This window comes from Bradyrhizobium semiaridum, from assembly GCF_020329505.1.
GTDB lineage: Bacteria > Pseudomonadota > Alphaproteobacteria > Rhizobiales > Xanthobacteraceae > Bradyrhizobium > Bradyrhizobium semiaridum.
Genome location: NZ_JAGKJJ010000001.1, coordinates 343,465 through 367,227, shown reverse-complemented (window position 1 = coordinate 367,227; position 23,763 = coordinate 343,465). Strand labels below are relative to the sequence as shown.

The following is a 23,763-nucleotide window of genomic DNA, read 5'->3' as shown; positions in this document are numbered from 1 at the left end:
AGCATGCTCGACGACAAGGACCGCATCTTCAAGAACCTCTACGGCCTCCACGATTGGGGCCTCGAGGGCGCGCGCCGCCGCGGCGCCTGGGATGGCACCAAGGGGATCATCGACAAGGGCCGCGACTGGATCATCAACGAGATGAAGGCGTCCGGCCTGCGCGGCCGCGGCGGTGCCGGCTTCCCGACCGGCATGAAGTGGTCGTTCATGCCCAAGGAGTCCAAAGACGGCCGGCCGAGCTATCTCGTCGTCAATGCCGACGAGTCCGAGCCCGGCACCTGCAAGGACCGCGAGATCATGCGGCACGATCCGCACCTGCTGGTCGAGGGCTGCCTGCTCGCCAGCTTCGCGATGGGCGCGCATGCCTGCTACGTCTACATCCGCGGTGAGTTCATCCGCGAGCGCGAGCGGCTGCAGGCGGCGATCGACCAGGCCTATGAGGCCAGGCTGGTCGGCAAGGACAACATCAATGGCTGGCCGTTCGACATCTACGTCGCCCACGGCGCCGGCGCCTATATCTGCGGCGAGGAGACCGCCTTGCTCGAGAGCCTCGAGGGCAAGAAGGGCCAGCCGCGGCTGAAGCCGCCGTTCCCGGCCAATGTCGGCCTCTATGGCTGCCCGACCACCGTCAACAACGTCGAGTCGATCGCGGTCGCGCCGGACATCCTGCGCCGCGGCGCTGCCTGGTTCGCTGCCATCGGCCGGCCGAACAATGTCGGCACCAAGCTGTTCTGCATCTCCGGCCATGTCGAGCGGCCCTGCAACGTCGAAGAGGCGATGGGGATCCCGTTCCGCGAACTGATCGAGAAACATTGCGGCGGCATCCGCGGCGGCTGGGACAATCTGAAGGCGGTGATCCCCGGCGGCTCGTCGGTGCGCATGGTGCCGGCCGAGCAGATCATCGACACGCCGATGGATTTCGACAGTCTGAGCAAGCTGCGCTCGGGCCTCGGCACCGCGGCCGTGATCGTGATGGACAAGTCGACCGACCTGATCCGCGCGATCGCCCGCATCTCCTATTTCTACAAGCATGAGAGCTGCGGCCAGTGCACGCCGTGCCGCGAGGGCACGGGGTGGATGTGGCGTGTGCTGACCCGGATGGCCGAGGGCCGGGCCCACAAGCGCGAGATCGACATGCTGCTGGAGGTGACCAAGCAGGTCGAGGGCCACACCATCTGCGCGCTCGGCGACGCTGCGGCGTGGCCGATCCAGGGTCTGATCGCGCATTTCCGTCACGAGATCGAAGAGCGCATCGACCAGTATTCGCACAAGGCCGATCTCGATGATCAGGGCGTTCGCGATCCCATGCACATGGTGGCCGCGGAGTAATGACGGCGATGACGCAGCAGGCCGCATGGTGGCAGAGATACGGGACGCTTGCGCAGATGGCGCACGCGACCGTGGCGCTGCTCGGCTTTGGCGCCGTCCTGCTGCAGATCAACGAGATCCGGTCGTCGAACCGTGCCTCCGCCGCGCGCACGGCGTATCTGGGCTACACCGATCTCGCCTTCAAGAATCCGAAGTTCGCGCAGCCCGACTACGAGGCCATCAAGGCCGGCAGCCGCGAAGAGCGGTCGCAATATGAGAGTTTCGTGTCGTATTTCCTCTATGCCTGCGAGGAGACCTTTGCGGCGTTCGCGGACAAGCGCGAATGGCAGGCATCCTGCGACTACGAGCTGAAGCCGCATTTGCCGTTCCTCTGCGAGAAGAACCAGGCGCAGCCCGCGTATCTCGCGACCTACGGCGCTGAGACCCAGCAATGGGTGAAGACCACTATGAAAACCGCGAGCGTCGCACCGCCCGACTGCAAGCTCGGAAAGACCTGAGACAGACATGAGCAAGATCATCATCGATGGCAAAGAGATCGATGTGCCGCCGGAATACACGCTGCTGCAGGCGTGCGAGGAGGCCGGCGCCGAGATTCCGCGCTTCTGCTATCACGAGCGGCTGTCGATCGCCGGCAATTGCCGGATGTGCCTCGTCGAGGTGAAGGGCGGCCCGAAGCCGGTGGCGAGCTGCGCCTGGGCCGTGCGCGACTGCCGGCCGGGCCCGAAGGGCGAGCCGCCCGAAGTCTCGACCCGTTCGCCGATGGTCAAGAAGGCGCGCGAAGGCGTGATGGAGTTCCTGCTGATCAACCATCCGCTGGACTGCCCGATCTGCGACCAGGGCGGCGAATGCGACCTGCAGGACCAGGCGATGGGCTACGGCGTCGACACCAGCCGGTTCGCCGAGAACAAGCGCGCGGTCGAGGACAAGTATCTCGGCGCGCTGGTCAAGACCTCGATGAACCGCTGCATCCAGTGCACGCGCTGCGTCCGCTTCTCTGCCGAAGTCTGCGGCGCGCCGGAAATGGGCGCGACCGGCCGCGGCGAGGACATGGAGATCACGACCTATCTGGAACAGGCGCTGAGCTCGGAGCTGCAAGGCAATCTCGTCGACATCTGCCCGGTGGGCGCGCTGACCTCGAAGCCCTATGCGTTCGCCGCGCGGCCCTGGGAGCTCGGCAAGACGCAGTCGGTCGACGTGATGGACGGCGTCGGATCGGCGATCCGCGTCGATACTCGCGGCCGCGAGGTGATGCGCATCCTGCCGCGCATCAACGAAGCCGTGAACGAGGAGTGGATCTCCGACAAGACCCGTCACATCGTCGACGGCCTGCGCACGCAGCGCCTCGACCGCCCCTATGTGCGCGTGAACGGCCAGCTCCGGCCGGCATCGTGGCAGGAAGCTTTTGCGGCGATCGCGGCCAAGGCCGGCCGCATCGACGGCAAGCGGATCGGCGCCATCGCCGGCGATCTCGCCGCGGTCGAGGAGATGTACGCGCTGAAGGAGCTGCTGGCGAAGTTCGGCTCGGTCAATCTGGCGGTTCAGGGCGGCGACGCCTTCGACGCCAAGGCGGGCCGCGGCTCCTACATCTTCAACCCGACCATATCAGGCATCGACCAGGCCGACGCGCTCTTGATCATCGGCTCGCATCCGCGCAAGGAAGCCGCGGTGCTGAACGCGCGGATCCGCAAGCGCTGGCGCAATGGCGGGCTCAAGGTCGGCCTGATCGGCAGCACCGCCGAGTTCACGTATCCCCATGAGTATCTTGGCGCGGGCACCGACACGCTGGCCGATCTCGCCGCCGGCAAGCATTCCTTCGCCGACGTGCTGAAGAACGCCAAGAACCCGATCGTCCTGGTCGGCGCCGGCGCCTACACAAGGCATGACGGCCCGGCGGTGCTGGCGCAGGCCGCCAAGCTCGCGCTCGACGTCGGCGCGGTCAAGGACGGCTGGAATGGTTTTGCCGTGTTGCACGATACCGCATCGCGCGCCGGCGCGCTCGACATCGGCTTCTCGCCGGCTTCGGGCGGCCTGACCACGGCGCAGATGACGACCTTCGGGACGCTCGACGTGCTGTTCCTGCTCGGCGCCGACGAGGTCAGCGTGCCGGAGGGCACCTTCGTCGTCTACATCGGCACCCATGGCGACCGCGGCGCGCATCGCGCCGACGTCATTCTGCCGGGCGCGGCCTACACCGAGAAGTCCGGCATCTACGTCAACACCGAGGGAAGGGCGCAGATCGCCAACCGCGCCGCCTTCCCGCCGGGCGAGGCCCGCGAGGACTGGGCGATCCTGCGCGCGCTGTCCGACGTGCTCGGCAAGAAGCTGCCGTTCGACTCGCTGCAGGCGCTGCGCCAGGCGTTGTTCAAGGCCACCCCGCACCTGATGCGGCTCGACCAGATCGAGGCCGGCAAGGCCGACGACGTCAGGGCGCTGGCGGGCAAGGGCGGCACCGTCGACAAGGCGGCGTTCAAGCCGACCGTCGAGGACTTCTATCTGACCAACCCGATCGCGCGGGCATCTGCCGTGATGGCGGAATGCTCGCGGCTGGCGTCGGGCAAAATGCTGACGGCAGCGGAGTGAGCGTGACCTGATGGCTGATTTCTTCGCAAGCTCGTTCTGGACCGGCTTCCTCTGTCCGCTGATCGTCATGGTCGCGGAGAGCGTACTGCTGCTGGTCGTGCTCTTGATCGCGATCGCCTACATCCTGCTCGCCGACCGCAAGATCTGGGCGGCAGTGCAGATCCGCCGCGGCCCCAACGTGGTCGGCCCGTTCGGACTGCTGCAATCCTTCGCCGATCTCCTGAAGTTCGTGCTGAAGGAGCCGGTGATTCCGGACGGCTCCAACAAGGGCGTGTTCCTGCTGGCGCCGTTGGTCTCCTGCGTGCTGGCGCTGGCCGCCTGGGCCGTGATCCCGATGGATTGGGGCTGGGTGATCTCCGACATCAATGTCGGCATCCTCTACATCTTCGCGATCTCGTCGCTGTCGATCTACGGCATCATCATGGCAGGCTGGTCGTCGAACTCGAAGTACCCGTTCCTCGCCGCGCTGCGCTCGGCGGCGCAGATGGTGTCCTACGAGGTCTCGATCGGCTTCGTCATCATCACCGTGCTGCTCTGCGCCGGCTCGCTGAACCTGTCGGCCGTGGTCGATGCGCAGAACAGTCGCGGCCTCGCGCACCTGATCGGCCTGCCGCAGCTCACCATCCTGAACTGGTATGTATGGCCGCTGCTCCCGATGTTCGTGGTGTTCTACGTCTCGGCGCTCGCCGAAACCAACCGTCCGCCGTTCGACCTCGTCGAAGCGGAGTCCGAGCTGGTCGCCGGTTTCATGACCGAATACGGCTCGACGCCGTATCTGTTGTTCATGCTCGGCGAGTATGTCGCGATCACCACGATGTGCGCGCTGGCGACGATCCTGTTCCTCGGCGGCTGGCTGCCGCCGGTCAACCTGCCGCCGTTCACCTGGATCCCGGGCATCGTCTGGTTCGCCCTCAAGGTGTTCTTCATGTTCTTCTTATTCGCGATGGCGAAGGCGATCGTGCCGCGCTACCGCTACGATCAACTGATGCGGCTCGGCTGGAAGGTGTTCCTGCCGCTGTCGCTGGCGATGGTGGTGATCGTGGCCGGCGTGCTGCAATTCGCCGGCATCGCGCCGAAGTGAGGCCGTCATGAGTGTCAACGTCAACGCAACAGCCCGCTCGGTTCTGCTCTCGGAATTCGTCTCGGCGTTCTTCCTCGCCATGCGCTATTTCTTTAAGCCGAAGCCGACGCTGAACTATCCCTTCGAGAAGGGCGCGATCTCGCCGCGTTTCCGCGGCGAACACGCGCTGCGCCGCTATCCGAACGGCGAGGAGCGCTGCATCGCCTGCAAGCTGTGCGAGGCGATCTGCCCGGCGCAGGCGATCACGATCGAGGCCGGTCCGCGCCGCAACGACGGCACCCGCCGCACGGTGCGCTACGACATCGACATGGTGAAGTGCATCTATTGCGGCCTGTGCCAGGAGGCCTGCCCGGTGGATGCCATCGTCGAGGGCCCGAACTTCGAATTCGCGACCGAGACCCGCGAGGAGCTCTACTATGACAAGGCCAAGCTGCTCGCCAATGGCGACCGCTGGGAGCGCGAGATCGCGAAGTCGATCGCGCTCGACGCGCCGTACCGGTGAGGTGAGGGTATGATCCTTCCGGCGCTGTTCTTCTATCTGTTCGCCACCATCTGCGTGGCTTCGGCGGTCATGGTGATTGTCTCGCGCAATCCCGTGCACTCCGTGCTGTATCTGATCCTGGCCTTCGTCAACGCCTCCGGCCTGTTCATCCTGATGGGCGCCGAGTTCCTCGGCATGATGCTGATCGTGGTCTATGTCGGCGCGGTCGCGGTGCTGTTCCTGTTCGTGATCATGATGCTCGACGTCGATTTCGTCGAGCTGCGCGAGGGCTTCATGCAGTACCTGCCGATCGGCATCGTGATCGGCGGCATCTTCATGTTCGAGCTGTTGATGGTGGTCGGCGCCTGGGTGATCAACCCGTCCGTCACCAAGACCATCACGGCCGCGATCCCGACCAATGTCAGCAACACCGAGGCGCTCGGCCTCGTGCTCTATACGAAATACATCCACTACTTCCAGCTGGCCGGCATGGTGCTGCTGGTCGCGATGGTCGGCGCCATCGTGCTGACGCTGCGCCACAAGGCCAACGTCAAGCGGCAGAACATCAACGTGCAGAACGCGCGCACGCCCGAGATGGCGATGGCGCTGCGCAAGGTGGCGTCGGGGCAGGGCCTGCAGGACGCCGATGCGGCGGAGTGGGTGAAATGACGATCGGGCTCGGGCACTATCTCGCGGTCGCCGCGATCCTGTTCACGCTCGGGATCCTCGGCATCTTCCTCAACCGCAAGAACATCATCATCATCCTGATGTCGATCGAGCTGATCCTGCTCTCGGTCAACATCAACCTAGTGGCGTTCTCGACCTTCCTCGGCGACATCGTCGGCCAGGTGTTCGCGCTGCTGGTGCTGACGGTGGCGGCCGCCGAGGCCGCGATCGGCCTTGCCGTGCTGGTGGTGTATTTCCGCAACCGCGGTTCGATCGCGGTTGAAGACGTCAATCTGATGAAGGGCTAGCACGCAGATGTACCAGGCAATCGTATTCCTGCCTCTGCTGGGAGCCATTCTCGCGGGGATCATCTCGCTAGCCGGGGCGCATGCGCGCAACCCGAGCGGCGACACGGTCGATCATCACGACGATGCGCATGGCGATGCCCATGCCCACGCGGCTGCAGCCCATGACGATCACGGCCATGACGATCATGGCCACGATGACCACCACGTCTCCGAGCCGCCGGCTGCCGGATCGCGCGCCGCCGAGCTGATCACCACGGCGCTGCTGTTCGTCTCGGCGGCGCTGTCCTGGTTTGCGCTGGTCGATGTCGGCTTTCTGCACCATGACGCCCGCGTCGTGCTCTTGCCCTGGATCACCTCGGGCGACCTGCAAGTGGCCTGGTCGCTGCGGGTCGACACGCTGACTGCGGTGATGCTGGTCGTCGTCAACACGGTGTCGGCGCTGGTCCACCTCTATTCCATCGGCTACATGGACGAGGATCCGAACCGGCCGCGCTTCTTCGGCTATCTCTCGCTGTTCACCTTCGCGATGCTGATGCTGGTGACCTCGGACAACCTCGTGCAGCTGTTCTTCGGCTGGGAGGGCGTCGGTCTGGCGAGCTACCTGCTGATCGGCTTCTGGTACCAGAAGCCGTCGGCGAACGCGGCTGCGATCAAGGCCTTCGTGGTCAACCGCGTCGGCGATTTTGGCTTCGCGCTCGGCATCTTCGCGATCTTCGCGCTGGTCGGCTCGACCGATTTCGAGACCATCTTCCACGCCGCGCCCGGGCTGACCGGCAAGACTATCGACTTCTTCGGCTGGCATCCCGATGCGCTGACCCTGACCTGCCTGTTGCTGTTCATGGGCGCGATGGGCAAGTCCGCTCAGTTCCTGCTGCACACTTGGCTGCCGGACGCGATGGAGGGCCCGACCCCGGTGTCGGCGCTGATCCACGCCGCGACCATGGTCACCGCCGGCGTCTTCATGGTGGCCCGGCTGTCGCCGCTGTTCGAGCTGTCGCCGACCGCGCAGGCGGTCGTGATGTTCTTCGGTGCCACCACGGCGTTCTTCGCCGCCACCATCGGCCTCGTGCAGAACGACATCAAGCGCATCGTCGCTTATTCGACCTGTTCGCAGCTCGGCTACATGTTCGTTGCGATGGGAGCAGGGGCCTATTCGGTCGGCATGTTCCACCTGTTCACGCACGCCTTCTTCAAGGCGCTGCTGTTCCTGGGCTCCGGCTCGGTGATCTACGCGATGCACCACGAGCAGGACATCCGCAACATGGGCGGCCTCTGGCGCAAGATTCCGTACACCTTCACTGTGATGTGCATCGGCACCATGGCTCTGACCGGCGTGCCTGGCTTTGCAGGCTTCTTTTCGAAGGATGCCATCATCGAGGCGGCTTATGCTTCGCACAATCCGTTCGCAGTCTATGCCTATTTGCTAACGATTGCGGCGGCCGGCCTGACCTCGTTCTACTCCTGGCGTCTGATCTTCAAGACCTTCTTCGGCGAGCCGCACGACCAGAAGCACTACGAGGCGGCGCATGAGAGCCCGATCTGGATGCTGGTGCCGATCGGCGTACTTGCCGCCGGCTCGATCCTCTCCGGCTTTCCCTTCAAGGAAATTTTCGCCAGTCCGCACGGTGTCGAGGAGTTCTTCCGCGAGTCGGTGAAGATGAATCCTCACATCCTCGAAGACATGGAGCACATGCCGTTCCTGCTTGGGCAACTGCCGTTCATCATGATGGTTTTGGGCTTCGCCATCTCCTACATGTTCTACATCAGCAGGCCCTATCTGCCGGTCGAGCTGGCTCGCCAGCAGCCGATGCTGTACCAGTTCCTGCTCAACAAATGGTACTTCGACGAATTGTACGATCTGATCTTCGTGCGCCCGGCGAAGTGGCTCGGCTACACGCTGTGGAAGAAGGGCGACGGCTTCGTCATTGACGGTTTCGGGCCCGACGGCGTCTCGGCCCGGGTGCTCGACGTCACCCGCAACGTCGTCAAATTGCAGACCGGCTACCTCTATCACTATGCCTTCGCGATGCTGATCGGCGCCGCCGGCTTGATCACCTGGTTCATGTTCGGCTTGGGAGGCCAGTAAGATGACGACCTGGCCTATCCTTTCGGTCACGACCTTCCTGCCGGCGGTCGGCGCGATCCTGGTGTATTTGCTGGCACGGGGCGGGGACGAGAGCGCCAACCGCACCGCGCGTTGGATCTCGCTTTGGACCACGCTGATCACCTTCGTGGTCTCGCTGATCCTGGTGGCGCGGTTCGACCCGGCGCAGCCCGACTTCCAGTTCGTCGAGAAGGCGTCCTGGCTCGCCACCGGCATCACCTACCACATGGGCGTCGACGGCATCTCGCTGCCGCTGGTGATCCTGACCACCGCGATCATGCCGCTCTGCATCATCGCGAGCTGGAAGGCGATCACCAACCGCGTCGGCGAATACATGATGGCGTTCCTGATCCTGGAAACGCTGATGGTCGGCACCTTCTCGGCGCTCGACCTCGTGCTGTTCTATTTGTTCTTCGAGGGCGGCCTGATCCCGATGTTCCTGATCATCGGCGTCTGGGGCGGCCCACGCCGGGTCTACGCCTCGTTCAAGTTCTTCCTCTACACCTTCCTCGGCTCGGTGCTGATGCTGCTCGCCATCATGGCGCTGTACTGGAATGCCGGCACCACCGACATCCCGACCCTGATGCACACCGCGGTGCCGCGCTCGTTGCAGACCTGGGCGTGGCTGGCCTTCTTCGCCTCGTTCGCCGTGAAGATGCCGATGTGGCCGGTGCACACCTGGCTGCCGGACGCCCACGTCGAGGCGCCGACGGCGGGCTCGGTGATCCTGGCCGCGATCCTCCTGAAGATGGGCGGCTACGGCTTCCTGCGCTTCTCGCTGCCGATGTTCCCGCTGGCCTCGCACGACTTCGCGCCGTTCGTGTTCACGCTCTCGGTCATCGCCATCATCTACACCTCGCTGGTGGCGATGATGCAGGACGACATGAAGAAGCTGATCGCGTACTCATCGGTCGCGCATATGGGCTTCGTCACCATGGGCATCTTCGCAGTGACCACGCAGGGCGTCGCCGGTGGCATGTTCCAGATGATCTCGCATGGCATCGTGTCCGGCGCGCTGTTCCTCTGCGTCGGCATCGTCTACGACCGCATGCACACCCGCGAGATCGCGGCCTATGGCGGCCTCGTCAACCGGATGCCGCTCTACGCGCTGACCTTCATGGTGTTCACGATGGCCAATGTCGGTCTGCCCGGCACCAGCGGTTTCGTCGGCGAGTTCATGACGCTGCTCGGCACCTTCAAGATTTCGCTGCCGACCGCGTTCCTCGCCACCACCGGTGTCATCCTGTCGGCGTGCTATGCGCTCTGGCTGTACCGCAAGGTGGTGTTCGGCGCGCTGGTCAAGCCGTCGCTGATGTCGATCAAGGATCTCACCTTGCGCGAATGCGTGACGCTGGTCCCGTTGATCGTGCTGACCATCCTGTTCGGCGTCTATCCGAAGCCGGTGCTCGACATGTCGGCGGCCTCGGTGCAGCAGCTCGTCAATAATTACAATACCGCCGTGACGGCCGTGAAGGCCGCTTCGCTGGTCGTGCAATAAGGCCTCCGCCCATGAGCTTTTCCAGTGCAGGTTATCAGTTGCAGCCGGTGCTGCCGGAGCTGGTGCTCGCGGTCGGCGCCATGGTGCTGTTGATGATCGGAGCCTATCGCGGGCAGGGCACCACCCGGCTCGTCACGGCGCTTTCGGTGTGCCTCTTGCTCCTGACCGGCGTGCTCGAGCTGTGGCTGCCGGCCGGCAAGCTCGTCACCTTCGGCGGCAGCTTCATCGTCGACGACTTCGCCCGCTTCCTGAAGGTCCTTGCCCTGATCGGTTCGGGCGCGACGCTGATCCTGGCCACCGAATTCCTCTCGGTTCCGTCGCAGCGAAACTTCGAGTTCGCGATCCTGGTGCTGCTGTCGACCCTCGGCATGCTGGTGCTGATCTCGGCCGGTGACCTGATCTCGCTCTACCTTGGCCTCGAACTGATGAGCCTTGCGCTCTACGTCGTCGCCGCCAGCCAGCGCGACAATGCCAAGTCGAGCGAAGCCGGCCTGAAGTATTTCGTGCTCGGCGCGCTGTCGTCGGGCATGCTGCTCTATGGCTCTTCGCTGATCTACGGCTTCACCGGCACCGTCAGCTTCGCCGGCATCGCCGCGGCTGCGACCAAGAGCAATGTCGGCCTCGTGTTCGGCCTCGTGTTCCTGCTCGCCGGGCTCTGCTTCAAGGTCTCCGCGGTGCCGTTCCATATGTGGACGCCGGACGTCTATGAGGGCGCGCCAACGCCGGTGACGGCGTTCTTCGCCTCGGCGCCGAAGGTCGCCGCGCTCGCCGTGTTCACCCGCGCGACGCTGACCGCATTTCCGGGCATCGTCACCGAGTGGCAGCAGATCCTGGTGTTCGTTGCCATCGCCTCGATGGCACTCGGTTCGTTCGCGGCGATCGGCCAGACCAACATCAAGCGGCTGATGGCCTATTCCTCGATCGGCCATATGGGCTTCGCCTTGGTCGGTCTTGCCGCCGGCACGGTCGAAGGCGCGCAGGGCGTGCTGGTCTACATCGCGATCTACGTCGCGATGACGCTCGGCACCTTCTCCATCATCCTCGCCATGAAGCGCAACGGTCAGGCGGTCGAGCAGATCTCCGATTTCGCCGGCCTGTCCCGCACCAATCCGCTGCTGGCCTTCGTCTTCGCGATGTTGCTGTTCTCGCTGGCCGGCGTGCCGCCGCTCGCCGGGTTCTTCGGCAAGTGGTACGTCTTCGTCGCCGCGATCAAGGCCAACCTGTTCACGCTCGCGGTGATCGGCGTGCTGACCAGCGTGGTGGGTGCGTTCTACTATCTGTCGATAGTCAAGGTGATGTATTTCGACCAGCCGCTTACCAAGCTCGATCCGATGCGGATCGAATTGCGCACCGTGCTCGCGGTGGCGGGCGTCTTCAACATCTTCTTCTTCGCCTATCCGGGTCCGCTGGTCAGCATGGCCACAGCGGCGGCGAAATCGCTGTTCTGATCCCGAAAAAGTCGAGACTGGCGTTCGGGGACAATCATGCGCAGAATATCAGGATGACATTCGCGCTCGGTCCCCGCGCCATAGCGGCCGGCTACAAGCTCGCCGCCTTTGATCAGGTCGGCTCGACCAACACGGAGGCGATGCAGCACGCCCGTGACGGCGGACAGCAGCCGACGTGGTTCGTGGCCGCGGAGCAGACCGCGGGGCAGGGGCGGCGGCAGCGGGCGTGGATCGCGCCGCGCGGCAACCTCGCCTGCAGCATCCTCGAGGTGATGGACGTTGCGCCGGCCGTGGCCGCGACGCTCGGCTTTGTCGCCGGGCTCTCGCAGGAGGCCGCCCTGGAGCAGGTCAGCGTCGAGGCCGCGCTTCGCCTCGGTCCCGACCGCCCCAGATATGCGCTGAAATGGCCGAACGACGTGCTTGCGGGCGGAGCGAAGCTCGTCGGCATCAACGTGCTGGCCGAAGCCGTCGGCAACCGTCTCGCCGTCGTCGTTGGCATGGGCACCAATGTCGTGGCGGCGCCCGAGGGCATGCCGACACCCGCGGTGTCGCTGGCTGCGCTCGGCGTCCAGATCAGTGCGGAAGAGCTGTTCACGGCACTGACTGACGCCTGGGTCGAGTTCCACGGTGTCTGGGACAATGGCCGCGGCTTTGCCGAGATCCGCCGGCGCTGGCTGGAGCGTGCCGCCGGGCTCGGCGACAAGGTCGCGATCAACACCGGTGCGGCCACCATCGAGGGCATCTTCGACACCATCGACGAGACCGGTTGCCTGATCGTGCGTACCGCTGACGGCAGACGCACCCCGGTCGCGGCGGGCGATGTCTATTTCGGCAACGCAGCCTCGGCGAGGGCGGTCTGATGGCGCGGCCGGACGAACTGACCTTTGCGCCGCTCGGCGGCGTCGGCGAGATCGGCATGAACCTGTCGATCTACGGGCTCGGCAACCGCCATCAGCGTTCCTTCCTCGCGGTAGATCTCGGCGTCTCCTTCGGCGACGAGGAGCACCTGCCGGGCATCGACCTGATCATGCCCGACATCCGCTTCCTGGAGAAGGAGCGAAACAACCTGATGGGCCTCGTGCTGACGCACGCCCATGAAGACCATTTCGGCGCCATCATCGATCTCTGGCCGAAGCTCGGCTGCAAGATCTACGCGACGCAGTTCAGCGCCGCGCTTTTCGAGGCCAAATGCGCCGCCGAGCGCAACCCGCCGAAGATCCCCGTCACCGTGATCCCGTCGGGCGGCCGGGTCGACATCGGCCCGTTCAATGTCGAGTTCATTCCGGTCGCGCATTCAATTCCGGAGTCGCACGCGCTGGCGATCAAAACCGAGGTCGGCACGGTGCTGCATACCGGCGACTGGAAGATCGACCCGACCCCGATCATCGGCCCGCCGACCGACGAGCGGCGGCTGCGCGAGCTCGGCGATGAAGGCGTGCTGGCGCTGGTCGGCGATTCCACCAATGCCGTGCGCGACGGCCGCTCGCCCTCGGAGACCGAGGTCGCCGCGACCATCAAGAAGCTGGTCAAGGCGGCCAAGGGCCGGGTCGCCGTCACCACCTTCGCCTCCAACGTCGCCCGCGTCAGGGCGGTGGCGGATGCCGCCAACGCCGCCGATCGCGAGGTCGTGGTGGTCGGCCGCGCCATGGAGCGCGTGGTGCAGGTGGCGCGCGAATGCGGCTATCTCGACGGCTCGCACAGATTCCGCAGCACCGACCTCTATGGCCATTTTCCGCCGGACAAGGTGCTGGCGCTGTGCACCGGCAGCCAGGGCGAGCCGCGCGCGGCGCTGGCGCGCATCGCCAATGACGACCATCCGGAAGTCACTCTGAACAAGGGCGATACCGTGATCTTCTCCTCCCGCACCATTCCCGGGAACGAGAAGGCGGTGGGCAGCATCATCAATGGGCTGGTGGCGCAGGGCGTCGAGATCATCACCGACCGCGAGCACCTCGTGCACGTCTCCGGCCATCCGCGCCGCGACGAGCTGCGCGACATGATCTCCTGGGTGCGGCCGCAGCTCCTGATCCCGGTGCATGGCGAGGCGCTGCACCTCGCCGAGCACGCCAAGCTCGCCCGCTCGGCGGGGGTGCCGAAGGTGCTGACCTGCCGCAACGGCGATTTGATCAAGCTCGGGCCTGGCGAGCCCGGCGTCATCGGCGAGGTGCCGGCGGGCCGGCTCTACAAGGACGGCACCATCCTGGAGGATTCCAAGTCGCGCGCGGTGGTCGAGCGGCGGCGGATGGGCTTTGCCGGTTGCGCCTTCGTCGCGATCGCCATGACCGAGCAGGGCCAGCTGGCCGACGATCCCGAGGTTGATCTCGTCGGTATGCCGGAGAAGAATGCCGCCGGCGAGCTGCTCGACGACATCGTGTTCGACGTGGTGGTCTCGACGGTCGAGGGCCTGCCGAAACCGCGGCGGCGCGATCCGGATGCGCTCGGGGAATCGGTGCGCCGCGCGGTGCGTGCCGTTATCAACGAGCACTGGGGCAAGAAGCCGATCTGCGTCGTGCACGTTCTGACGGTGTGACGCGGCACGCGCTACGACAAGAACGATCAGGGAGAAAGATATGCTGGGCCGGCTCAATCACGTCGCGATCGCGGTCAAGGACGCCAAGAGCGCCGCGAAGATCTATGGCACGGCCTTCAATGCCGAGATTTCCGATGCCGTGCCGCTGCCCGAGCACGGCGTCATCACCGTGTTCGTGACCCTGCCGAACACCAAGATCGAGTTCATCGAGCCGCTCGGCGAGGCCTCGCCGATTGCGAAGTTCGTCGAGCGCAATGCCGACGGCGGCATCCACCACATCTGCTATGACGTGCCCGATATCATCGCCGCGCGCGACCGCCTGATTGCCGACGGTGCTCGCGTGCTCGGCGACGGCCAGCCGAAGATCGGCGCCCATGGCAAGCCGGTGCTGTTCTTCCACCCCAAGGATTTCTCCGGCGCGCTGGTCGAGATCGAGCAGGCCTGAGGCCACATGAGTTTCTCGGCGTACCAGATCTCCACCGGGCTCGCGATCTACTTCGTGCTTTGGTGGCTCACGCTGTTCCTGACGCTGCCATTCGGCGTGCGCAGCCAGCATGAGGACGGCGGCGGCGCACCCGGCACCGATCCTGGCGCGCCGGTGCTGGCGCGAATGGGCCGCAAGCTGCTGTGGACCACGCTGATCTCCGCCGTCATCTTCGCGATCGCGATGTGGGCCTACTACGCCGGCTACCTCTCGATCGAGCGGCTGTCGAAGCTGATGGGGATGCCGTTCTAGCAACTTGATGCAGGATGGGCCGCCGCACGGCCCGGGCAACGGGAGTGGGGATCAACCCGCCCCGGGACACGCGGAGGAGGAAACACGATGAACCTGCAGGCGCAGCCGGGCAGCCCGCCGAGCCAATACCGCATCTTGCGGGAAGCCGATCTCCGCGACTATCTCGCCGCGTTGCCCGCCATCGTCACGCAACTTCGCGGTGCGCCGGCCGACTGGTCGATCAGCGAGGTCGGCGACGGCAATCTCAATCTCGTCTTCATCGTCAAGGGAAAGACCGGCGGCATCGCCGTGAAGCAGGCGCTGCCCTATGTGCGGCTGGTCGGCGAGAGCTGGCCGCTGCCGCTCTCACGCGCCCATTACGAGCACACGGCCCTCCGACATCAGGCGCGGCTGGCGCCGAAGCTCGTTCCGGCCGTGCTGCATCACGACGGGCCGCTGGCGCTGACCGCGATGGAATTGCTCGAGCCGCACATCATCATGCGCAAGGGGCTGATCGGCGGGATCAAGTATCCGCGGTTCGTCGACGACATCTCGACCTTCCTAGCGCGGACGCTGTTCTTCACATCAGACCTCGCGCTGACAGCCGCGGAGAAGAAGGAGGGGATCGCGGCGTTCGCCGGCAACCATGCGCTGTGCAAGATCACCGAGGATCTGATCTTCACGGACCCTTACCGCATCGCCGAGCAGAACCGCTGGACCGCGCCGTACCTCGACGCGACGGCGGCAGCGTTCCGTGAGGACTTTGATCTGCATGTCGCGATCTCGAGGCTCAAGCTGAAGTTCATGGCAAGCCCCGAGGCGCTGCTCCATGGCGACCTGCACACCGGCTCGATCATGGTCACCGCATCAGCGACGAGCGTGATCGATCCTGAATTCGCGTTCTATGGCCCGATGGGTTTCGATATCGGCGCCGTCATCGGCAACCTGCTGATGGCCTATCTCGCCTCTGCAGGCCACGAGCGGGCGCCCGGCGAGCGGGCCCCGTTCGAGGCTTGGCTGCTGGAGACCATCGAGGGCGTCTGGACCGAATTCGCCCGGAAATTCCTGGCGCTGTGGCGCAGCGAGGCCAAGGGTGACGGCTATCCCGAGTCGCTGTTCGCAGGCAAGGCGGGGGCTCTCAGGCTGGAGACCGAGCGGCAGGCCTACATGGCCCGCCTGTTCCAGGACACGGTCGGATTCGCCGCCGCCAAGACCATCCGCCGCATCCTCGGCCTCGCCCACAACATCGATTTCGAGTGGATCGCCGACGAGAAGCAGCGCGCGATCTGTGAGGCGCGCAGCCTCAAGCTCGCGCGCACCATGATGCTCGAGGCACCGTCATTCACCACGATCGGAGCCGTCACCGCGGCTGCGCGCGAGGCCCGTGATTGGCAGCCGGATTTCGCATCGTAGCAGCGTAGGGTGGGGTCATATCGCGACAGCACAAGGCTCTGTCCCCGTGCACGCTGTTATCGCCCGGTCAAGCCGGGCGATAACAGCGAGCGAGTTGAGCAAACCAACCCGGCGTCCGAGGCTCGCACGAGCTCGCACCTTTAGCGACAATGGTGAAGCCATTGCGCGGGGATGACGTGTCTAACAGTGAATCCCTCCGCAGACCTAATCCGCCGCCTGCTCGCGCAGCCGCTGCGCGTAGACGTTGATGATCAGCGCCGCGAGCAGGATCAGGCCGCGGATCAGGATCTTCAGGAAGCTGTCGATGTTGACGTGGTCGAGGCCATTGTTGAGCACGCCGAGCACGAACAGGCCAACGATGGTGTTGCCGATACCGCCGCGGCCGCCGAACAGGCTGGTGCCGCCGACCACCACGGCCGCGATGGAATCCAGCAGATAAGTGTCGAACTCGTTCTGCTGCGCGCTGCCGAAATGCGCGACGCCGAGCATGCCGCCGATTCCCGAGCACACCGCCGAGATCACCATCACGGCGCCGAGGATCAGCTTGACGTTGAGGCCGGCGAACTCCGCGGCTTCGCGATTGCCGCCGACCATGTAGACGTAGCGGCCGAACCGCGTGTAGGTCAGCACCAGGTGGCCGCCGAGCAGCATCACCGCGGCGACGATCACGATCCAGGGGATGCCGCCGATCGAGCCGGAGCCGAGCGTCGTGATCAGCGGGGGCACTTTGTAGGCGATCTGGCCGCGCACCAGCATCGCCGAGACGCCGGCCGCGATCTGCATCATGGCGAGCGTCATGATGAAGGAGGGGATGCCGATCACGGTCAATCCCAGCGCGTTGACGAGGCCGAGCAGCGCGCACAGCGCCAGCGCCAGCAGGATCGCGGCCCAGCCGGGCATCGGAACGTTGGCGATGTTGACGTAGGATTCCTGCAGCGTGAAATACGCCACCGCGATGCCGGTGACGTTGGCGATGCTGGCGATCGACAGGTCGATCTCGGCGCACAGGATCACGAAGGTGAGGCCGACCGCGATGATGCCGGTGACGGAGACCTGGGTCAGGATGTTGCCGACATTGTCGAGCGTCGCAAAGGAGGGGCTTGCGATCGCGAAGAAGCCGCTGAGCAGGATCAGGGTCAGGAACGGCGCGATGTTGCGCATCTGCGAGCGCAGGAAGCTGCCGAGCCCGCGCGGCCGCTGGTGATCCGCGGGCCTCGTCGCGCTGTCACTGCTTGCCATCATGCCTCTCCATCACGCCGCCTCCAAGAGGCGGTCCTTGCTCACGGCTTCGCACGCAAATTCACGCACCACTGCGCCGCGCTTCAGCACCAGGATCCGGTCGGCCAGCGACAGCACCGTCTCCGGCTCGGTCGACAGCACGATGATCGCCAGCCCCTTGGCGCGGAGGTCGCGGACGATGTTGATCACGTCGTTCTTGGCGCCGACATCCATGCCGCGGGTCGGCTCGCACAGCACTAGCAGCCGCGGCGGGTAGGTCAGCCATTTCGCCAGCGCCACCTTCTGCTGGTTGCCGCCCGAGAGCATGCCGAGGTCGAGCCCGACCACCGGCGGCCTGATCTGCAACTGCTCGACCTGGCGTTTGGCGATCGCGCGTTCGGTGACCGGCTTGAGCAGCAGCGCGGAGATTCGCTCCAGGATGCTGATCGAGATGTTCTTGTAGACCGGCTCCTGGTGGAACAGCATCGCCCGCCGGCTCTCCGGCACCAGCGCGACGCCGGCACGCCGCGCGTCGGCGGTGCTGCGGAACGTCTTCGCGGCGCCATCGACCGCGAGCGTGCCGTGATCCGGCTTCAGCTTGCCGAACAGGATGCGCGACAGTTCGAGCTGCCCGCAGCCCATGAAGCCGTAGACGCCGAGCACCTCGCCGGCGCGCGCCTCGAAGGACACATGCTGCAAGCTGCGGCCGAACGAGAGCTGATCGGCTTTCAGGACAACCGAACCGCCGCCCGACGGCGGCAGCATCAGGTCGTCGGTATAGCTGTGCTCCAGCGTCTCGCCGCCGCGGCCGATCATGGCCTCGATCAGCGCGCCCTTGCTGGTGTCGGCGGACCTCGTCTCGGCGACCTTGCGGCCGTTGCGGAACACAGTCACGAGATCGGAGACGCGCAGGATGTCCTCGATGAAATGCGAGATGAAGACGATGCTGGTGCCTTGGTCGCGCAGGCGGCGCAGCGTCGTGAACAGACGCTCGACCTCGGGCGGGGAGAGCGCGGAGGTCGGCTCGTCCAGGATGATGAGGCGCGCGCCCGAGAACAGCACGCGGGCGATCTCAATCAGTTGCTGCAACCCGATCGGCAGGTCGCCGAGGCGCGTCATCGGGTCGACGTCGATGCCGAAACGGGACAGCTGCTCGCCGGCCTCGCGCGCCATCCGCCGCCATTGCACAAGGCCGAGGCGGTTGGTCGGCTGGTTGCCGAGGAAGACGTTCTCGGCGACGGTGAGATCAGGCGCGACGCTGAGCTCCTGATGCACCATGCCGATCCCTGCGGCATGCGCATCACGGGTCGAGCGGAAGCGGGTCTCCTTGCCGTCAAGCATGAAGCGGCCGGAGAATTCGGGGTGCACGCCGGCGATGATCTTCATCAGCGTGCTTTTGCCCGCGCCGTTCTCGCCGACGAGACCGTGGATTTCGCCGGCGTGAAGCGCGAAGTCGACGCCACGAAGGGCTTCGACACCGCCGAAGGCCTTCGTGATCTCCTTCAATTCCAGGATAGGGAGGCGTCCCTGCGACATGCGGGCCGCTCAGATCAGGAAATGATCCTCCATCCACTGCATGCCGGGGGCGTTGGCCTTGGTCACGACCGGACCGTCGGTGATGACGTGCTTGGGGATGCCCTGGCCGCTCTTCTCGCCGCCCACCACGGCCGCGACGCCGGCGATGATCGCGCCCCCATGGATGCGGCAGGACGGATTGCGGACGGTCGCGAACATGCGGCCTTCGCTGACCGCCTGGATCGCCGGTGGCATGGCGTCGACGCCGCCGATCAGGATGTTGGTGCGGTTGCGCGCCTTCATGATGTTGTAGGCGGCGAGCGCCATGTCGTCATTGTGGAAGAACGCCGCGTCGATCTGCGGATATTTTGTGAGATAGGTTTCCCACAGCCGTGCGGTCTTGGAGACGTCCCAGTCGGCGGGCTGGGTGTCCAGCACCTCGATGTTCGGGAACTGCTTCACCACCGTATTAAAGCCCTTGGCGCGGCCCTGCGCGCCGGTGTGGCCGAGCGCGCCCTGGGTCATGATGATCTTGCCCTTGCCGCCCATCGCGTTGCACAGCGCCTGCGTCACCGATGCGCCCATGAACTCGTTGTCGGGAGCGAGAAAAGAGTGGACGTTGATCTGGTCGAGCGGCGCTATCAGCGTGTCCATGTCGATCACGGGCGTGCCGGCGTCGATCATCTTCTGCACCGGCTGGGTGAGGGTGCCGATGCCGAAGGCCTGGATGGCGACGAAGTCCCATTTTTGCGAGGCCATGTTGTCGATCGCGGCGCGCTGCTTCACGGCGTCGAGCTGGCCGTCGAACCAGGTGACTTCGACGTTGAACAGCTTGCCCCAGAACTCGGCGGCCTGCTTGCCCTGCGCGCACCACGTCGCCTGCAATCCGGCGTTGGAGAAGGCGGCCTTCAGCGGCTTTTCCGAGCGGCCCATCTCGGCGGCGAGCGCCGGGCCCATGGCGCCGAACATCGCTGCGGCTGCGCCACCGGCGGCCGCAAGCTGCAGTAGGTCGCGCCTCGTCGTCGACGACTTGTCCATCCCTGGCATCGTTGCTTGCTCCCTCTTCATTTTTTGACCGTCGGCGTCAGTTGCACGCGCCGCGGATCATGGGAGTGTGTCACAATCGGAACGGCGACGCTACGGTGTCTCGCCGACTAGATGTTTCTGCTGCAGCACGACGGCTTCGACGTCGCGCAACAGCTTGTGCCACGCAGCATCGATTTCGCCGGACCATTGTTCGCCGAGGATCTCGCGCAGTTCGTCGGCGATCACGCCGAAAAACGCGACGAACAGATCGCGCGGCGTGCCGTACGCATCATGCGAGGATACTTCGCATTCGATCAACCGGAAGTGTCCGCGGCGGTCGCCGGCGAAATCGATGATGGCTTCGATGGTCAGCGACAGCATCGAGCCTCTCACGTGGTCAGAGCCTTCGCTGCGAAACATCGCCTGCGCCTCGGGATGTTTGCGAAACAGGCGGCGATAGATCGATGGCGTCAGATCATCGGAGCGTTCGGCGGCGAGTTCGAAACTGCGTTCGATTGGATTCGATGATGAGGTCATAGCGCGATGCGATCATCACACAAAAAAAGAGCAGGGCTTCAAGCCCTGCTCCAAAAATTGTGTCGACCCTATTTGCCCCAAAAATTCGATTTGATCTTGATTGATGGGGTGACGCTGCTTCTGCGCGTCGGGCTCCTCCCGAGACTTGGACCACCAGGACACGCCTCGCGGCTGGCCTGAGCACAAATTGGTAGACCATCTTTCCAGGCTTGTCACCATTTTCGGCAACGATTGTTCAAATTTCGAGCAATTTGCGAAATGATTGGGATGCTGCCACTGCCGGTTGTGAGAACGGGCGGAAAACGCGTGATGGGGTAAGGACATACAGCAGGGTTATCGACCGGACGTGACGCGCGTGCCACGTCCCGCCGTCATTTCCACCGGCTGGAATAAAGGGAGCTCTGCTTTGTCTCGACTTCCAGCGGATGAGGTGGTTAGTTCCTCCCGGGATGGGTTTTGCGATGCGCCGGCGGTTCAAGAATTTCTTGCCGATCGTCCTGGTTGCCCTGTTGGTGCAGATCTTCGCACCGATCGGGGCCTGCTGGGCGGCGAGCCTTGCCGCGTCCGATCCGCTGGCCGGAGCCACCATCTGTCACGGCGATGCGAGCCCCGCGACCGGGCAGGGCGATCAGACCGCTGCCCATGCCGGCTGCTGCTCCGCCTGTAGCGTGTTGCAGACCGGTGCGCCGGTCGATGGTCCGCAGCCGTCGGTCGCGGCCTTTGAGCGTGTGCCGAGCCAGGTCGCCTGGCACGATTTCACCACGGAGCTCGACTGCTCACGCGCCGGCACGCCGGCTCAGGCCCGCGCGCCACCGATCCTCTCCTGACGACAGTCTCGCAGCCCGTACGCACGTTGCGCGCGGGCAAGTGCCCTTGAGCAAGCCGGCCGCAGAGCCGGTGTCAGGATTCATCCCATGCTACGTCATCTTGCGCTGGGTCGAGCAGGCGTGCTCGCACTCGGCTGCGTGCTTGCCGGCGGTCCGTCCGGGACGAACGCCCAGACGTCAGGCTCGGAACTGCCGGCCGTCACCGTCGACGCTCCCCAGGCGGCGCGCGCCAAGCCGGCCGCAGCAAAGCCGCGTGTCCGGTCCGCTGCAGTGCGTCGCGCGCCGAAGCCGACGGCCGCACCGGCCGTCGCAGCGGCAGCAACCCGGGTCATGACGCCGGGCGAGACGCTTGCGGCCACCCGCGACGGTCTGAACCGGGCGCCTGCCGGCCAGACCCAGACCACCATCGATCGCAGCCAGTTCGATAACCGGCCGGCCTTCTCGGTCGCCGACGTGCTGCGCGACAGCCCGGGCATCTCGATCAAGCAGGGCAATGGCCCCCGCGATTTCGGCATCTCGATCCGCGGCTCAAACGCCCGCAACGGTTTTGGTATCCGCAACCTCGTGATCTTCGACGATGGCTTCCCGGTTACCCAGCCGGACGGCCTGTCGCGCAGCGACCTGATCGATCCGCACGCCTATGGCGCGATCGACGTGATCCGCGGGCCATCCTCGGCGCTGTACGGCAATTACGCAACCGGCGGCGCGCTGAATTTCCGGACCCGGCCGGGCGGCAGCATCGACGGTATCGAGTACGGTGTCGACGGCGGTAGCTTCGGCTACCTCAACAACTATCTCGCCGCCGGCAAGAAGGTCGGCAATTTCGAGGCCTCGCTATTCGCCAGCGACGCGCGCGGCGACGGCTACATCCAGAACAGCTGGTTCAACACGCAGACGGTAAATTTCCTTGCCACCTTGCAGGCCACGCCCGACGACCGCTTCACCGTCAAACTGATCAACAACGATCTGTCCGCGCGTCTGCCGGTGCGGCTGTCGCTCAATCAATATTATCAGAATCCATTCCAATCCGGCTGCGAAGTGCCGGGCACGCCAGGCTGCGGAACGCAATCGCTGCTCATCAATGGCTTCAACGGCCCGAGGTCAGCTCAGCCGGCGATCTCGGCCGGTTTCGGACGGGATGACCGTCGCACCATCGTCGGGGGTCGCTGGGAGCACGACTTCGACAACACGACCACCTGGCGTAACCAGTTCGTGTTTGACGACCGCAACATCAACCAGCCCACGGGTGCGACCAGCGCGATCGGCGATTTCCCCTCATACAACTACATGAGCGACATCACCAAGCGCGGCGAGCTGTTCGGGATGGATTCCACGACCTTCGTCGGCGCCTGGTACAATACGCTCACGACCACCAGCAATACGGTCAACGTCAAGCCGGGAGGCGATGCCACGCTCGGCCTGCTGCTGAGCCGACAGTACCAGTCGACGACCAATTACGGTGTACGCGCGCGTGAGGAGCTCAAGCTTGTTCCATCGCTGACCGCGGCGGTGGGCATCGGCTGGGAAACGACGACCTTGAATGGCGTCAATACGGCGTTCGCATACCCAGTCATCAACAACCCGTCAGTCGTGGTCCCGACAGTTACGAGAGCCGCACCACAATTCACCAACACCGCGCCGGAATTCGCGCTGATCTATCGGCCGGATAGTGAATGGCAGTGGCGCGCGCGCGTCGCGACCGGCTATGGCACACCGCAGGTCAGCAACCTGTTTGTCCTGCCCAACGGCCTTCCGGGCAACAACACCGCGCTCAAGTCGCAGACCAACCTGGGCTACGATCTCGGCGCCGACTGGACTCCGAACAAGGACGTGACGTTGAGCGCGACAGCGTTCTACGAATTCTTCACGAACGAACTGGTGTCACAGGCAACACCGGTCGCCGGCATGAGCTTCTTTTTCAATGCGCCGCGTTCGGAACATCGCGGCGTCGAGCTCGCCGCGGGCTGGAAATTCCTGCCCGGCTGGCGGTTCTCCGCCGCCTACACCTATCTCGATGAGGTTTATACCGACTACGTCGAGAGCATCAGCGGGTTCAGCTTCAACCGCGTCGGCAACAAGATCCCCGGCATCTCACCGAACGAGCTCACCGCCCGGCTCGGCTACGATCAAATGTGGGGCCCGCTGCAGGGGCTCGGCGGCTTCGTCGAGGTGCAGTGGAAGGATGCCTTCTACATGGACAACGCCAATCTGTTGAAGGCGCCGGGATACGAGCTCGTCAATCTCAACGTCCACTACACGACCGATCTCATCTCCGACTACTTCAGAAGCCTGAACCTGTATCTCGAGGTGCGGAACGTGTTCGACCGGACCTATGTGGCTTCGGCCAACAACATCGCGAATTCGGTGACGGCGGCCGGCGTTCAAAATCCCGCGAGCGTACTGGCGAACACGACCGGCTCGATCTATGCCGGATCGCCGCGCGCGTTCGTGGCCGGCATGAAGATCGCGTTCAAATGAGGAGCGCAT

At 64.9% G+C, this 23,763-nt stretch carries 21 protein-coding genes; 17 read left to right on the top strand and 4 right to left on the bottom strand.

Annotated elements, in window-relative coordinates; all coding sequences use genetic code 11:
* The first annotated feature begins 3 nt into the window (after positions 1-3).
* The 15 genes from nuoF to mtnK all read left to right on the top strand — a co-directional run bounded on the left by nuoF (position 4) and on the right by mtnK (position 16,153).
* Positions 4-1,329: an NADH-quinone oxidoreductase subunit NuoF gene (nuoF, locus tag J6500_RS01645; RefSeq protein WP_225710921.1), complete on the top strand. Its 1,326-nt coding sequence runs from the start codon at positions 4-6 to the stop codon at positions 1,327-1,329.
* An 8-nt stretch (positions 1,330-1,337) separates the two neighbouring features.
* On the top strand, positions 1,338-1,826 hold the full coding sequence (locus J6500_RS01640) for a hypothetical protein (RefSeq protein ID WP_225710920.1): 489 nt from the start codon (positions 1,338-1,340) through the stop codon (positions 1,824-1,826).
* A 7-nt stretch (positions 1,827-1,833) separates the two neighbouring features.
* Complete coding sequence (gene nuoG, locus J6500_RS01635) at positions 1,834-3,909, top strand: NADH-quinone oxidoreductase subunit NuoG (protein WP_225710919.1); 2,076 nt, start codon at positions 1,834-1,836, stop codon at positions 3,907-3,909.
* A gap of 10 nt (positions 3,910-3,919) precedes the next feature.
* Complete coding sequence (gene nuoH / locus J6500_RS01630) at positions 3,920-4,990, top strand: NADH-quinone oxidoreductase subunit NuoH (RefSeq protein WP_225710918.1); 1,071 nt, start codon at positions 3,920-3,922, stop codon at positions 4,988-4,990.
* A gap of 7 nt (positions 4,991-4,997) precedes the next feature.
* The gene (gene nuoI, locus J6500_RS01625; protein ID WP_225710917.1) at positions 4,998-5,492 is read left to right on the top strand and encodes an NADH-quinone oxidoreductase subunit NuoI; all 495 of its coding nucleotides are present in this window, start codon (positions 4,998-5,000) and stop codon (positions 5,490-5,492) included.
* A 9-nt stretch (positions 5,493-5,501) separates the two neighbouring features.
* On the top strand, positions 5,502-6,140 hold the full coding sequence (locus tag J6500_RS01620) for an NADH-quinone oxidoreductase subunit J (protein WP_225710916.1): 639 nt from the start codon (positions 5,502-5,504) through the stop codon (positions 6,138-6,140).
* A complete protein-coding gene (nuoK, locus tag J6500_RS01615) occupies positions 6,137-6,445 on the top strand; it encodes an NADH-quinone oxidoreductase subunit NuoK (RefSeq protein WP_076857700.1) in 309 nt (102 codons plus the stop codon). Before J6500_RS01620 ends, nuoK begins: the two co-directional genes overlap by 4 nt.
* A 7-nt stretch (positions 6,446-6,452) precedes the next feature.
* Positions 6,453-8,531 carry an NADH-quinone oxidoreductase subunit L gene (gene nuoL / locus J6500_RS01610; RefSeq protein WP_225710915.1) on the top strand — a complete coding sequence of 693 codons (2,079 nt, stop codon included), beginning with the start codon at positions 6,453-6,455 and terminating at the stop codon, positions 8,529-8,531.
* A 1-nt stretch (position 8,532) separates the two neighbouring features.
* On the top strand, positions 8,533-10,047 hold the full coding sequence (locus tag J6500_RS01605; protein WP_225710914.1) for an NADH-quinone oxidoreductase subunit M: 1,515 nt from the start codon (positions 8,533-8,535) through the stop codon (positions 10,045-10,047).
* A gap of 11 nt (positions 10,048-10,058) precedes the next feature.
* On the top strand, positions 10,059-11,495 hold the full coding sequence (gene nuoN, locus J6500_RS01600; RefSeq protein WP_225710913.1) for an NADH-quinone oxidoreductase subunit NuoN: 1,437 nt from the start codon (positions 10,059-10,061) through the stop codon (positions 11,493-11,495).
* A gap of 53 nt (positions 11,496-11,548) precedes the next feature.
* The gene (locus tag J6500_RS01595; RefSeq protein ID WP_225710912.1) at positions 11,549-12,355 is read left to right on the top strand and encodes a biotin--[acetyl-CoA-carboxylase] ligase; all 807 of its coding nucleotides are present in this window, start codon (positions 11,549-11,551) and stop codon (positions 12,353-12,355) included.
* Positions 12,355-14,025: a ribonuclease J gene (locus J6500_RS01590; RefSeq protein WP_225710911.1), complete on the top strand. Its 1,671-nt coding sequence runs from the start codon at positions 12,355-12,357 to the stop codon at positions 14,023-14,025. The genes J6500_RS01595 and J6500_RS01590 overlap by 1 nt, the downstream gene beginning before the upstream one ends.
* Positions 14,026-14,065: 40 nt before the next feature.
* Entirely contained in the window at positions 14,066-14,470 is a 405-nt protein-coding gene (gene mce / locus J6500_RS01585) for a methylmalonyl-CoA epimerase (RefSeq protein WP_139862514.1), read from the top strand.
* Between the two features lie 6 nt (positions 14,471-14,476).
* The gene (locus J6500_RS01580) at positions 14,477-14,761 is read left to right on the top strand and encodes a DUF1467 family protein (RefSeq protein WP_225710910.1); all 285 of its coding nucleotides are present in this window, start codon (positions 14,477-14,479) and stop codon (positions 14,759-14,761) included.
* Positions 14,762-14,848: 87 nt separating this feature from the next.
* Complete coding sequence (gene mtnK, locus J6500_RS01575) at positions 14,849-16,153, top strand: S-methyl-5-thioribose kinase (RefSeq protein ID WP_225710909.1); 1,305 nt, start codon at positions 14,849-14,851, stop codon at positions 16,151-16,153.
* Positions 16,154-16,357: 204 nt separating this feature from the next.
* Here mtnK and J6500_RS01570 read toward each other — a convergent pair whose 3' ends face one another.
* The 4 genes from J6500_RS01570 to J6500_RS01555 form a co-directional block, all read right to left on the bottom strand.
* The gene (locus J6500_RS01570; RefSeq protein WP_225710908.1) at positions 16,358-17,392 is read right to left on the bottom strand and encodes an ABC transporter permease; all 1,035 of its coding nucleotides are present in this window, start codon (positions 17,390-17,392) and stop codon (positions 16,358-16,360) included.
* Between the two features lie 12 nt (positions 17,393-17,404).
* Positions 17,405-18,907 (bottom strand): sugar ABC transporter ATP-binding protein, encoded by a 1,503-nt coding sequence (locus J6500_RS01565; RefSeq protein ID WP_225710907.1) that lies wholly within the window; start codon positions 18,905-18,907, stop codon positions 17,405-17,407.
* A gap of 9 nt (positions 18,908-18,916) precedes the next feature.
* A complete protein-coding gene (locus J6500_RS01560) occupies positions 18,917-19,924 on the bottom strand; it encodes a sugar ABC transporter substrate-binding protein (protein WP_376707741.1) in 1,008 nt (335 codons plus the stop codon).
* A 99-nt stretch (positions 19,925-20,023) separates the two neighbouring features.
* A complete protein-coding gene (locus J6500_RS01555; RefSeq protein WP_225710905.1) occupies positions 20,024-20,449 on the bottom strand; it encodes a globin in 426 nt (141 codons plus the stop codon).
* Positions 20,450-20,910: 461 nt separating this feature from the next.
* Here J6500_RS01555 and J6500_RS01550 point away from each other — a divergent pair, with 461 nt between their 5' ends.
* Together J6500_RS01550 and J6500_RS01545 are read left to right on the top strand one after the other, a co-directional pair.
* Positions 20,911-21,276 carry a DUF2946 family protein gene (locus J6500_RS01550; RefSeq protein WP_225710904.1) on the top strand — a complete coding sequence of 122 codons (366 nt, stop codon included), beginning with the start codon at positions 20,911-20,913 and terminating at the stop codon, positions 21,274-21,276.
* 87 nt (positions 21,277-21,363) lie between these two features.
* Positions 21,364-23,754: a TonB-dependent receptor family protein gene (locus J6500_RS01545; protein ID WP_225710903.1), complete on the top strand. Its 2,391-nt coding sequence runs from the start codon at positions 21,364-21,366 to the stop codon at positions 23,752-23,754.
* Positions 23,755-23,763: the final 9 nt, after the last annotated feature.

Bases quoted from the DNA above. Each gene is read 5' to 3' on its own strand.
- nuoF (WP_225710921.1), top strand. From the start codon at position 4: ATGCTCGACGACAAGGACCGCATCTTCAAGAACCTCTACGGCCTCCAC.
- J6500_RS01640 (WP_225710920.1), top strand. From the start codon at position 1,338: ATGACGCAGCAGGCCGCATGGTGGCAGAGATACGGGACGCTTGCGCAG.
- nuoG (WP_225710919.1), top strand. From the start codon at position 1,834: ATGAGCAAGATCATCATCGATGGCAAAGAGATCGATGTGCCGCCGGAA.
- nuoH (WP_225710918.1), top strand. From the start codon at position 3,920: ATGGCTGATTTCTTCGCAAGCTCGTTCTGGACCGGCTTCCTCTGTCCG.
- nuoI (WP_225710917.1), top strand. From the start codon at position 4,998: ATGAGTGTCAACGTCAACGCAACAGCCCGCTCGGTTCTGCTCTCGGAA.
- J6500_RS01620 (WP_225710916.1), top strand. From the start codon at position 5,502: ATGATCCTTCCGGCGCTGTTCTTCTATCTGTTCGCCACCATCTGCGTG.
- nuoK (WP_076857700.1), top strand. From the start codon at position 6,137: ATGACGATCGGGCTCGGGCACTATCTCGCGGTCGCCGCGATCCTGTTC.
- nuoL (WP_225710915.1), top strand. From the start codon at position 6,453: ATGTACCAGGCAATCGTATTCCTGCCTCTGCTGGGAGCCATTCTCGCG.
- J6500_RS01605 (WP_225710914.1), top strand. From the start codon at position 8,533: ATGACGACCTGGCCTATCCTTTCGGTCACGACCTTCCTGCCGGCGGTC.
- nuoN (WP_225710913.1), top strand. From the start codon at position 10,059: ATGAGCTTTTCCAGTGCAGGTTATCAGTTGCAGCCGGTGCTGCCGGAG.
- J6500_RS01595 (WP_225710912.1), top strand. From the start codon at position 11,549: ATGACATTCGCGCTCGGTCCCCGCGCCATAGCGGCCGGCTACAAGCTC.
- J6500_RS01590 (WP_225710911.1), top strand. From the start codon at position 12,355: ATGGCGCGGCCGGACGAACTGACCTTTGCGCCGCTCGGCGGCGTCGGC.
- mce (WP_139862514.1), top strand. From the start codon at position 14,066: ATGCTGGGCCGGCTCAATCACGTCGCGATCGCGGTCAAGGACGCCAAG.
- J6500_RS01580 (WP_225710910.1), top strand. From the start codon at position 14,477: ATGAGTTTCTCGGCGTACCAGATCTCCACCGGGCTCGCGATCTACTTC.
- mtnK (WP_225710909.1), top strand. From the start codon at position 14,849: ATGAACCTGCAGGCGCAGCCGGGCAGCCCGCCGAGCCAATACCGCATC.
- J6500_RS01570 (WP_225710908.1), bottom strand. From the start codon at position 17,392: ATGGCAAGCAGTGACAGCGCGACGAGGCCCGCGGATCACCAGCGGCCG.
- J6500_RS01565 (WP_225710907.1), bottom strand. From the start codon at position 18,907: ATGTCGCAGGGACGCCTCCCTATCCTGGAATTGAAGGAGATCACGAAG.
- J6500_RS01560 (WP_376707741.1), bottom strand. From the start codon at position 19,924: ATGGACAAGTCGTCGACGACGAGGCGCGACCTACTGCAGCTTGCGGCC.
- J6500_RS01555 (WP_225710905.1), bottom strand. From the start codon at position 20,449: ATGACCTCATCATCGAATCCAATCGAACGCAGTTTCGAACTCGCCGCC.
- J6500_RS01550 (WP_225710904.1), top strand. From the start codon at position 20,911: ATGCGCCGGCGGTTCAAGAATTTCTTGCCGATCGTCCTGGTTGCCCTG.
- J6500_RS01545 (WP_225710903.1), top strand. From the start codon at position 21,364: ATGCTACGTCATCTTGCGCTGGGTCGAGCAGGCGTGCTCGCACTCGGC.